We start from the raw sequence: 11,192 nt of genomic DNA on the forward strand, positions 1-11,192 counted from the left end.
GCAGACTAGCTGATGCTGCGCCGATCCCATCGCCAGCAAGACCGGCTCCCACAAGGGCAGGACAGCATTACAAGCGGGGGGCGTTTTCCGCGGGATCAGGCGAACAGCACAGCGCCAGGCGCTTGAGAGCGTCACCAAATCCGTGCGCTGCCCGACTATCACCGCGACTGCTGGTCGCCACACTATGGCGCGCCGTCCAAACGATTCGCGCGCCGCTGGCCAGCAGGGCCTTGACCAAGTGCACATCTTCATGGGCCGGCAACGGGGCAAAGCCGCCTACACGCTGGTAGGCCTGGGCGCACACGCCAAGGTTGGCGCCATGGATATGCCGATGATTCTCACAGGCCTGGTAGCTGTTGCGATATCGCCGGCGTAATTCGGCATCCTGCCAGGGTTGCCAGCGCTCGACGTGCACGGTGCCGCACACAGCATCCGCCGCACACTGCAGTTGCCACGTCAGCCAGTGCGCCGGAACCCGACTATCGGCATCGGTACAAGCCAGCCAGCGTGCGCCACGCTCCAGCATCAAGGCCGCGCCGAGACGTCGAGCGATGCCGACGTTGCCGGCATCCACCCGCAAGGTCTGCACACCATGGCGCTGCGCAACCGCCGCACTGCCATCGCTGCAGCGGTCGAGCACTACCAGCACCTGCACCTGCTGACCCGTTTGCTCAACCTCATGGGCAGCAAGTCGGACAGCCGATAGACAGCGACCCAGGCGCCGAGCCTCATTGTGGGCGGGAATGATGACGGCAATCATGCACAGGTCTCACTGAGGTCGATGACGTTGGGCTGGCATGTCCAGTATTCCAGGAGAAAATCTGCTTCCTCATGACGAAAAACCGGATACAAGGGTAGATGTCGGGCCAGTAGTGTATGTACCTGGCGTCCGGTCTGCGGGCAGCCGTCGATGGGGTGCAGCCAATGGCAGGCCAGCACGCCACCGTCATCACCCAGGCTGGCAAGCGATTGCTCGATCACCTGTAACCACTGGCTCGGGTCCAGGTAGTAGCCGATCTCACTGAGCACGATCAAATCAAAGCGCCCACTTGGCCAGTCGCCCGGTAGACGGCCCTGGTCAACCCGCGCGTGTGCAACCTTGAGTAGCCGCTTGCGAGCGAGTGTCACCGCCGTCGGGTCAAGGTCCTGACACCACAGTTCGGCGCAACGTTCGCCCAGCGCGGCACTGAGTTCGCCATTAGCGCAAGCGGGCTCAAAAATTCGTGCGTAATGCTGGCGTGGGAGGCTGGCCAATAACAGTTCGCGCTTGCGCCGTTCATACCAGCGGGTGCGGAAAGCCCAGGGGTCATCATCGTTTTTGTACAGGTCGGCGAAGTAACACGCATCGAGGCTCATAGAAACACCAGTTCAAAGGGTTGCAGCAGACACTCCCGCAGCGCGTGGGGCAGCACCGGATCTTGGCCATTGTCTGAATGGGTCTGACTGACATGTGCGGCAATGGCCTGGCGTTTGCGCGCCAGGCTTTGCTCGTCGAGTTGAATCCGGTGGGCCTGTGGCCACGGCAATCTGGAATCTTCAGGCGTGGCCCAGTGCCAGGCCCAGACCGGCACTTCCACCAGGCGCGCACCACGCGTCCGGGCTGCCTGCGCGCAGGCTCTGCCGACGGCCTCATGATCGGTATGGCCATCGCGCCGCCAGGTGGTGAGTACCACGTCATCCGCGGTGAGCAATTGGGTGAGGTAGTTGACCAGGTAGGCTTCGTCCCGAGCCACGGCGCCGTCCTTGAGGCTTAGCCTGCGCCAGTCGAGGTCATTGACGGCCAGATCCAGACACCGCAGGGCGTGACGGCTCTCCATTGGCCGGTCATGACGCAAACGGTGCTCGGTCCAATGCCGGGAATGTCGATGGCTCGCTTCACCATCGGTCACCGAAACCAGCAGTAACGCTTGCTCACGACCGTGAAAGCTACACAGCAGCCCGCCGCAGGCGAGCACTTCATCGTCAGGGTGTGGCGCGACCACAACCAGACGATGGCCAGGGGGGCACAACTGTGCGGGGGTGATCCAGGTGGCGCGGGCCAGATGGGCCGACTGCTGCCAGTGCGCCCAGGGCGTGCCTTGGCTCGCGGCAATAAGGTTGTCGGTCATAGCTGCCACGCCCCAGCAGGGACGTGCGCCACCTGTTGCCCCAAGGCCGCCAGGTCTTTTTCGGCGTGACTCTGCCGCAGGAACACCGGCAGATCGGCACTGAGCCGGGCGAAATGGCTGTTGCGGCAGAACGGTGTGGCACCGAGGGCTCGGCCGACATGGTGGATAACCTGCTCGACGGCGTGCTCAACCTGGGCGCGGACACGGCGTACCTCAACGCTGGCATCTGCCACCGGTTGGAGATCGATCCAGGCGGCGCACTCGCGCAGGGCCGCGCGGGCACCGAGCAAAGCGGCATCGACCGCTCCCAGGTGCGCGTCGGCGTGTGGATCCTGGCGAGGTTGACGACAGTGTTCACGCAAATAGTCGGCCAAGGCTTGCGCTGCCCCATACCAACAGGCTGCAATGCCGGCCCCTCCCTGCCAGAAGCCGGGGCGTGTCAGGTACTGCCCGGGATGGCCGACGGCGATGCCCGGCGCTTCATTGAAGGCAATGTCGACACTGGTGGTGATGCCCATGCCAACGGCTTGCCATTGCTCAACATCAATATGCTGGTTGGGGTGCGAAAGCTCGATGGCGACCAGTTGCGGCTGGTCCTGATCGTCCCAGGCGGTGAGCAGTGCGCGGTCAATCTGCAGCGCCCCGGAACACCATGCTTTGCGGCCTCCCAAACGCACTAGATTGCCCTCGCGAGCGACGATCCGCGTGCGGGCAGAGGGTGGCTCGGCTGCCCAGACGCCCCAGATTCCATTACCGACCAGATGCGCTGCCGAACATTCAGAGAGGATCGCCAAGGCGTCAGTGTGGCCTTCGTACAATTTTGCCAGGGCCAGGTCGCAACCGGCGACCCGTGCCAGCGTCTGCCAACGCTGCAAGGTGTGCCCTTGACCGGGTAGCGGCAGCAGATCGAGATGATCGGCCTGTAGGGCGTGCAGCACCGCTGGCAGTTGAGTATCGAGGTTAAGTGCCTGTGGACGCTCGGTGAAGCTGTGCAAAAGGCGGTCCAGGCTGCCCAGATCGGAATCCTGAATGATGCTCATGAGAGGGGCTCCTTTGGCCCAGCCTGGGCCATATTGGCGTTTTTCTACCCACCACGCAGGTTCATGGCACCTGCAACAGGTCAACCCACGGGGCACTAGCAGAGCCCTAGCTGTTTGCGCATGGCGGCGGTTATGGATTGGCGGGTGGTGGCATATTCGGCCCAGGGGTCATTGATTTGCGCCAGGCGCTCGCCCAGGTTGAACAGGTTCCATTGGTTGGCGCCTTTGAGTTGAACCAGCTCCTCGCGCCAGATCGGCACCGAAACCGGCAGCCCCTCTCGGGCACGCAGCGAGTAGGCGCAGACGGTGGTCGCGCCCTTGCCGTTGCGCAGGTAGTCGATGAAGATCCGACCGACCCGGTTCTTGGGCCCTGACACCGAAGAAAGGCGATCAGGAAACAGCCCGGCCAAGTGATTCACAATGGCGTGGCTGAAGTCTTTGACGTCATCCCAACCAGCGCGCCGGGTGAGTGGCACCACCAAGTGCATGCCTTTGCCGCCACTGGTCTTGAGGAACGTGCGCAAGCCCAGTTCGTCGAGCAGGGTCAGGGTCAGGTGCGTGGCTTCCTGCATGGCTTTCCACGGCAACGCCGGGTCTGGGTCGAGGTCGAGAACAAAGCGGTCGGGTTTGTCGAACTGTTTGTCGGTGGCGTTCCAGGTATGCAGTTCAAGCATGTTCATCTGTACCGCACCGAGCAGGGTGTCCGGACGATTGATGACCATCGCCGCCTGACCGGCCTGGTCCTTGTCGTAGGTGACGATATGAGGAATACCCAGACCAGCGGCGTTTTTCTGAAAGAACAGTTCACCGCCCAAACCGTCCGGTGCTCGAACCAAGGCCACCGGGCGCTGCTTGAGGTGTGGCAGCATCCACGGCGCTACCGAGGCGTAGTACTCGGCGACTTGCCGTTTGGTTGCACCGCTTGTGGGGTCGATCAGGCGGTCTGGATGGGTCAGACGCAATTCGCCCAGGTCGTTGGGCAGGGCAATGGGTGTGTTCGGCATGGGGCGCTCCAGGTCGATCGCCGTCGCTGGCTTGTCATCGCGTAGCCCGTGGAACACCGCATGGCGAACAATGCCTTCACGAGTCATTTGGGCATAGGCGACTTCCGCCAGCAGGCGCGGTTGCAGCCAGTGCACACCGCGTGCCTCGGCTCCACCGGGGGCATTGAGCAGTGGTGGGCGCTGCGCCGCCAATGGCTTGAGCCGGGCATGGAGGCTGTCGAGGGTGGTTGTACTGAAGCCGGTGCCCACCTTGCCGGCGTAACGCAACTGGCCTTTGTCTTTGTCATGCAAGGCCAGCAACAGCGCGCCGAAACCGTTGCGGCTGCCTTTGGGGTCGGTGTAGCCGACGATGATGAATTCCTGTCGTTGCTTGCATTTGAGTTTGATCCAGTCACTGCTGCGTCGACCCACGTAGATGCTGTCCAAACGCTTGCCGATCAGGCCTTCGAGCTCCATACGGCAGGCGCTGTCGAGCAGCGACTCGACTGGTTCATCGAAGTCGGCAGAAAATGCGAGCTCGGCGGCCGTGTTGTGCTCCAGCAGCGCCTGCAGGCGGACGCGCCGTTCTTGCAGCGGACATTCGCGTAGATCCTTGCCATTGAGGTAGAGCAAATCGAACAGGTAATAGCTGATGTGCTCGTCGCTATTGCTGTCAAAAGCGTTCTGCAGGGCTTGGAAATCAGCAATGCCCTGTTCGCCGGCAACCACCATCTCACCATCGAGCCACGCCGACTTCAGCTTCAGGGTGCGCAACGCCGCGAGCTGATGAGGCATTTTGGCGCTCCAGTCGTGGCCGTTGCGGGTGAACAGGCGTACCTCATCACCCTCAATGCGCGCGAGGATCCGGTAACCGTCGAACTTGACTTCGTAGCGCCATTCGCCACTGGGTGGGGACTCGACCAACGTCGCCAGCTGCGGTTGCAATTGCGCTGGCAGCTCGGCTTTACGTCCTGCGCTGGTCCGCAGGCGTTTGGCAGGGGCTGCGCGTTGGCCGGCAGCTGAGGTGGCGGGGCGCGCAAGCAAGGTACGATCGCTGAGCACGCTGTCCGGCTGCGCCTGGACAATATCGTAGTCACTGGCGCTGCGAGCTTCGCCATCGTTGGACTTGACCAGCATCCATTGCTCTTTTTTGCCATCCAGGTGGGTGCGAAACAGGTTCCACACCCCGGCCAGCTTCTCGCCTTGCAGACGAAAGCGCAGCTTGCCCTTGGCGTAGGCCTGGCGAGGATCTCCTTCTGGCTGCCAGATACCACGGTCCCAGACGATCACATCACCGGCGCCGTAATGCCCTTGGGGTATGGCGCCCTCGAAGTTGGCGTAGTCGAGAGGGTGATCTTCAACATGCACCGCCAGGCGCCGGACCTTAGGGTCAAGCGAGGGCCCCTTGGGGATTGCCCAGCTTTTCAGGGTGCCATCGAGTTCCAGGCGAAAGTCATAGTGCAGGTGGCTGGCGTCGTGTTTCTGGATGCAGTACTGCAAGGCGTGCGCGTGTTTGCCGCGGGGCGTTTTGCCCAGGGGTTCGGATGTGGCGTTGAAGTCACGTTTGCGCTGGTATTCCTGCAGGAGCTTGGCCATGGCGACTCCAGGACAATTGGCGAGTCTCTAGAGCTGGGAGGGCGCTGCGAGTGGGAGAGTTCAATCTAACTGCATACCCCCAACAATAGGCTGTAGCCGCTGCCGAGGGACGAGGCTGCGATCGACTGCAGAGCAGTCGCAATGCGGGCACCACGTTGGACCTGAAGAATCGCGGTGGCCTGGTTTTGCGGGCGTTTCACGCCCGATCGCAGCCTCACGGCAGCGGCTACAAGGGGCCAGTATCTGTCTTGACTTGCTGGCGCATGGCCTTGGCGCGTTTCTCCAGAACCAGATAGGCGACCAGCGCCAACAGCAGCGGGATCAGGTAGTACAGCGTGCGATAGCCCAGCAGTGCCGCGACCAGCGTGCCTTGACCAAGCTGGCCGTGCAGCAGGGCCAGGAATACCGTCTCCAGTACACCCAGGCCGGCGGGTACGTGGGCTATCACCCCGGCCACGCAACTGATCAGCAAAATCCCCAGGATCGAGGGGTAGAACAGCTCATCGGGCAGCAGCCAGTAGATCAGCGCCGCCATCAACGCCCAGTTGCTCGCGCCCATGCCTACCTGGAGCAAGGCCAGGCGCCACGACGGTAAGGTGATCTCATGGTCGCGCCAGCGCCAGGTACGGCGTCGGGCGAAAGCACAGGCCAGCAAGTAAGTGAGGGCCAGCAGCACCATCAATACGCCGATCAGTTGCAGGCCGGTAGTCCCCACCGCCCAGTTGGCCGGCAATTTGACCAGGCGCAGGGCAAACACGGTGCCCGCCAGGGCCAGGTAGCCGACCCAGTTGGTAAGGATGCCCAGGCTGATGATGCGGGTGATGGTTGCAGTGTCCAGCCCCAAGCGGCCATACAGCCGATAACGCAAAGCCACGCCGCCAACCCAGGTGGTGAAGTTGAGGTTAAAGGCATAACAGACGAAGGCTACCGGCAGCACTTGGCGTACCGGCAGGTGGTGGCCGGTGTAGGCGCGCCCAAGCAGGTCATAGCAGCTGAACAGCATGAAACTGCACAGCGCCAGACCCAAGCCCACCGTCAGGGATGCCGGGCTGTAGGCTTGCAATGACTGTTTGACCTCATTCCAGTCCAGATTGCGGGCCAGAAAATAGAGCAGCACGGGGATCAGCAACAGGAACAACAGCGTGAATAGCCGCTTACCCCAGCGAAGCCAGCGTTGCTGCGCCATCAGGTCTTGCCCTCATGGAGATTGCCATCGACTTCGGCATCCGGCTGTAAGGATTGCAAGGTCTGTCGGTGCGCGGGAAACCAGCCGGCGATCACCGGAAAACGCCGAATGATGTGAAAACACATGAAAATCAAGGGCGCGCGCCACCAATAGCCATGGACCATGCGTTCCAGAGTCACCGGTTTGCAGTGCTGGGCCCCGAGCTCACTTAAATGTTCGTACAGATGTTGATTGAACGCGCGGTCACGAATCAGCAGGTTCGCCTCAAGGTTGAAGGCCAGGCTCAGCGGGTCGAGATTGCTTGAGCCCACCGTGGACCACTCGTCGTCAACCAGCGCGACCTTGCCGTGCAAAGGACGCTGGCAGTACTCATAGATCGTTACGCCGTCGCGCAGCAAATAGTTGTACAGCAGGCGGGAGAGGGCGCGGACCCAGCGCATGTCCGGTTGCCCCTGGAGGATTAGGGTCACTTGCACACCCCGGCGAGCGGCGTTGCGCAGTTCTCGCAGCAGGCGATAGCCGGGGAAGAAGTAAGCGTTGGCCACCACCAGGCGCTTGCGCGCCGAACGAAAGGCCAGCAGATATTGCTCTTCGATGGCATTGCGCTGACGCTGGTTGTCACGTTCAACCAATACGGCGCTGACCTTGCCGGTCGGCTCGCGCACCGGCCGGACTTGACTCGGTGGTTCCAGCACTGGTGCCAACAGGCGGCGGCTCGAAGCATGCAACTGGGCAACCACCGGCCCGGTAACCTCCACCGCATAGTCTTGCTTGGCCATTGGCCCATAATCACCCAGGTGGTCAGCGCTATAATTGATGCCACCAATGAAGGCCTGCTCGCCATCGACCACCACAATCTTGCGGTGCAGGCGCCGGAAAAGGTTGGTCCGCATACCGATCAGCCGCGGCTGCGGATCGAACACGTGAAAGTTGATGCCGACTTCAGTCATGGCGCTGATGAAGGGTTGCGGCAAGTCAGCGGTGCCATAACCATCGACCACGACCTCGACCCGTACACCGCGTTGCGCCGCTTCGATCAGCACCTGCTGCAGTTCCTGGCCCACCTTGTCATCAAAGAGGATAAAGGTCTCCAGCAACACTTCTTCTTGGGCGTTTGCAATCGCGGCGAAAACGCGGGGGTAGTAGTCCTCACCATTGATCAGCAACTGCACACTGTTGCCGTCTACCCAGGGTCTGTTCACAGGCTCACCTCCGCCGCCAGCGGGGCATGATCGGAGAGGTGCGACCACGGCCAACTGGACAGCACCTGAACGTCTATGGGCAAGGCGTTGTGCAGGTAAATACGGTCCAGGCGCAGCAGCGGCAAGCGGGCTGGAAAGCTGCGCGCCAACGCGCCGCGGATCTTGCCGAAGGCTTCGAGCAGACGCTCACCGAGCACACTGTCCGCTTTCAGGCGCCAGTCATTGAAATCACCCGCGACGATCGCCGGAGCATCGACCGGCAGGCCATCGAGTAACTTCAGCAGCAGCTGCACCTGCTGTTGGCGATGGGCTTCACGCAGGCCAAGGTGGACACAGATCGCATGGACCTGGTCGTGGCCGGGCACATCAAGCCGACAGTGCAACAAGCCGCGCTGTTCGTTGCCGTCGATTGATACATCAAGGTTGCGATATTCAAGGATCGGGAACTTCGACAGCAGCGCATTACCATGATCGCCATGGGGATAGACCGCATTGCGGCCGTAGGCGAACTGCGGCCACATGCTGTCGGCGAGAAATTCGTACTGCGGTGTGTCCGGCCAGGCCGGATGGCGCCGAGCATGCTGGGCGTGGCTACCATGCACTTCCTGTAGGAACACCAGGTCGGCCCCGGTAGTTCGCACCGCATCGCGCAGCTCTGGCAGGATGAAGCGCCGATTGAGGGCGGTGAAGCCCTTGTGCACATTGATCGTCAGCAGCTTCAAGCGGTGCACAGCGGTGACTCGGTCGATCACACGGGTGGGCGCTGGCGAGGTCTTGGTCACAATCATTATCACCGTATGGGGCCATACGCTAACGACCGACGCCTGGCGCTACGGTTCAGCAGGAATGACGAGTGGTGGTTACAGGGGCGAATGCGTTGAACTTTGCCCGCCACCACGTTTCCACCGCTTAGCGCGCTCACTGCAATACCCCGTCCTGACAGGAGGACACCATGGCCAGACACATCATCCACTTCACCGGCCCGATCAATTCATCCACCTGCGGCAACTTCATCACCACCTGTTCGCGTGCTCAGCGCGAAGGTGCTGATGCATTGCAGATAAACATCGCCACCATGGGCGGCGAGTGCAGCTATGGCTTTACCTTGTACAACTTCCTGCGCGCATTGCCAGTTCCGGTGCATACCCACAACCTGGGCACGGTGGAATCGATGGGCAATATCCTGTTTCTGGCTGGCGAGCAGCGCACGGCCTGTGCGCACAGCAAGTTCCTGTTTCACCCTTTTCATTGGACCTTGCACGGCTCGGTAGACCATGCCCGTATGGCCGAATATGCCATGAGCCTGGACTACGACCTGCGCCTGTATGCCGAGATTGTCGCCGAGCGCACCCAGGGGGCAGCAGAATCGCTGGACATACCCCGCTACCTGATGGCCTACCCACGCATCCTCACACCCCAAGAGGCGCTGCAGACCGGCATGATTCAGGCTATCGACGACGCCCCTATCGCCGCCGATGCCTGCCAATGGAGTGTGCATGCCTGATGCGGATCACCAGTCCACGGCATAACTCAGCGCCAGGCGGCGGCCTTCGGCATGCGGGTAGGGCGCTGCGGCATCCGGCCGAAGTTGGAATGATGCAGATCCTGCAGCTAGGCTACCTGATGTCTGTAAAGGCACATCTCATCACAGAGGAACACCGCTCATGACACACAAACTTGTTCGAAACGCGTTTGTTATCGGTCTGTTGAGCACCGCCGGGGCGTTGGCGCATGCTGACCAGGCTGGTGGCAATGGCTGCGGCTGGGGCAACATGCTGTTCGAAGGCAAAAACGGCCTGTTCCCGCACCTGTTGGCGACAACCACCAATGGCACGTCGGGTAACGCCACCTTCGGCCTGACCTCCGGGACCAATGGGTGCGATTCAAAAGCACACTTGGGTTACGGTGGCCGCTCATGGCTGGCGATGAACAATATGCTCGATACCATCGCCGAGGACATGGCCCAGGGCCAGGGTGAGGCCTTGAACGCCTACGCCACGCTGTTGGGCATCGAACCGGCTGATCGCGCCCATTTCGCCCAAGTCACTCACCAGAACTTCGCCACAATCTTCACTACGCCGGATGTGACCGGGGAACAGGTGCTGAGCAATACATTGAATGTCATGAGCAGCGACCCGCAATTGGCGCGCTACGCGAAGATGCCGAGCTGAATGGCGGCGCTTGCACAGGCGTGGGCAAAGAAGGCAGCAATTGACGGCGGCAGTAGCGAGGGGCGAGCCTGGTGCTCGCCCTTGGCTGTTGGCGTCACTGTTGCGCCACTGCAATACGGCTAGGCTGCGCGCTCCAGAGCACCCAACAAGCTGGTAAATTCCTTCGCCAGTTTATGAGTGGGCGCCATATGCACGATAGGCACTGACGCCCGGTGGGACTCGCGCATTTTAATCGAGCTGCTGAGATAAACCGGCAGCACTGGCAAGCCCTCGGCTAGTAGTTCGTTAATCAGTGTCTGGTGCAAGACGGTGCGCGCAGTGAACTGATTGACTACCACACCTTCCACCACCAGCGTCTGGTTATAGTCGTCACGCAAATCATTCACTTGCGCAACCACGCTATACAGCGCCTGACGCGAAAAGCTGTCACAGTCAAACGGAATCAGCAGCCTGTCTGCCGCGACCAGGGCGCTGAAGGTGTAGAAGTTGAGCGAGGGAGGCGTATCGATGTAGATGCGATCGTAGTCTTCGCAGAGCTCAACCAACAGCTTGCGCAGTTTGTTGACCTTGAATTTGCTCTCAAGCTTTGGCTGTAAATCGGTGAGTTCCGGGCTTGCTGTCACCAGATGTAAATTGTCATAAGCCGTCTCGGTGATCACCACACGGCACTTTTTACTGGCCGGGCCGTTGGATAAGGTCTGCTTGAAGAAGTCGGCGATACCCGGTGGAATATCGTTGTTGCTCAGGCCAGTAAGGTAGTGCGTGGAGTTTGCCTGGGGATCAAGGTCCACCAGCAGTGTGCGATACCCTTCGGCAGCACTGACGGCAGCAAGGTTGCAGGCGATGCTGGATTTGCCAACGCCACCTTTCTGATTGAATACGACGCGACGCATGCGGCTAAGATCC

General features: G+C 61.1%; 11 protein-coding genes. 2 read left to right on the forward strand and 9 right to left on the reverse strand.

What is annotated here, in order from left to right:
• Window positions 1-67: 67 nt before the first annotated feature.
• The 8 genes from CX511_RS12955 to CX511_RS12990 form a co-directional block, all read right to left on the reverse strand.
• The gene (locus CX511_RS12955; RefSeq protein ID WP_045185058.1) at window positions 68-760 is read right to left on the reverse strand and encodes a glycosyltransferase family 2 protein; all 693 of its coding nucleotides are present in this window, start codon (window positions 758-760) and stop codon (window positions 68-70) included.
• Complete coding sequence (locus CX511_RS12960) at window positions 757-1,356, reverse strand: class I SAM-dependent methyltransferase (RefSeq protein ID WP_045185059.1); 600 nt, start codon at window positions 1,354-1,356, stop codon at window positions 757-759. The genes CX511_RS12955 and CX511_RS12960 overlap by 4 nt, the downstream gene beginning before the upstream one ends.
• Window positions 1,353-2,108, reverse strand: a complete 756-nt coding sequence (locus CX511_RS12965; RefSeq protein ID WP_101293671.1) for a PIG-L deacetylase family protein — start codon at window positions 2,106-2,108, stop codon at window positions 1,353-1,355. Before CX511_RS12965 ends, CX511_RS12960 begins: the two co-directional genes overlap by 4 nt.
• Window positions 2,105-3,148, reverse strand: a complete 1,044-nt coding sequence (locus CX511_RS12970) for an acyl-CoA dehydrogenase family protein (protein WP_101293670.1) — start codon at window positions 3,146-3,148, stop codon at window positions 2,105-2,107. The genes CX511_RS12965 and CX511_RS12970 overlap by 4 nt, the downstream gene beginning before the upstream one ends.
• Window positions 3,149-3,243: 95 nt before the next feature.
• Window positions 3,244-5,727, reverse strand: a complete 2,484-nt coding sequence (ligD, locus tag CX511_RS12975) for a DNA ligase D (RefSeq protein WP_101293669.1) — start codon at window positions 5,725-5,727, stop codon at window positions 3,244-3,246.
• A gap of 226 nt (window positions 5,728-5,953) precedes the next feature.
• Complete coding sequence (locus tag CX511_RS12980) at window positions 5,954-6,913, reverse strand: lysylphosphatidylglycerol synthase domain-containing protein (RefSeq protein WP_101293668.1); 960 nt, start codon at window positions 6,911-6,913, stop codon at window positions 5,954-5,956.
• Window positions 6,913-8,115: a cardiolipin synthase ClsB gene (gene clsB / locus CX511_RS12985; RefSeq protein ID WP_101293667.1), complete on the reverse strand. Its 1,203-nt coding sequence runs from the start codon at window positions 8,113-8,115 to the stop codon at window positions 6,913-6,915. The genes CX511_RS12980 and clsB overlap by 1 nt, the downstream gene beginning before the upstream one ends.
• Window positions 8,112-8,897, reverse strand: a complete 786-nt coding sequence (locus CX511_RS12990; protein WP_101293684.1) for an endonuclease/exonuclease/phosphatase family protein — start codon at window positions 8,895-8,897, stop codon at window positions 8,112-8,114. Before CX511_RS12990 ends, clsB begins: the two co-directional genes overlap by 4 nt.
• 170 nt (window positions 8,898-9,067) lie before the next feature.
• Between CX511_RS12990 and CX511_RS12995 the strand changes: the two genes are divergently transcribed.
• Complete coding sequence (locus CX511_RS12995; RefSeq protein WP_101293666.1) at window positions 9,068-9,619, forward strand: ATP-dependent Clp protease proteolytic subunit; 552 nt, start codon at window positions 9,068-9,070, stop codon at window positions 9,617-9,619.
• A 160-nt stretch (window positions 9,620-9,779) separates the two neighbouring features.
• A complete protein-coding gene (locus tag CX511_RS13000) occupies window positions 9,780-10,286 on the forward strand; it encodes a DUF3015 domain-containing protein (protein WP_101293665.1) in 507 nt (168 codons plus the stop codon).
• A gap of 119 nt (window positions 10,287-10,405) precedes the next feature.
• Here the strand turns inward: CX511_RS13000 and CX511_RS13005 are convergent, their stop codons facing one another.
• On the reverse strand, window positions 10,406-11,179 hold the full coding sequence (locus tag CX511_RS13005; RefSeq protein WP_101293664.1) for a ParA family protein: 774 nt from the start codon (window positions 11,177-11,179) through the stop codon (window positions 10,406-10,408).
• Window positions 11,180-11,192 lie beyond the last annotated feature (13 nt).

The sequence above is a fragment of the Pseudomonas sp. S06B 330 genome, from assembly GCF_002845275.2.
Taxonomy (GTDB): domain Bacteria; phylum Pseudomonadota; class Gammaproteobacteria; order Pseudomonadales; family Pseudomonadaceae; genus Aquipseudomonas.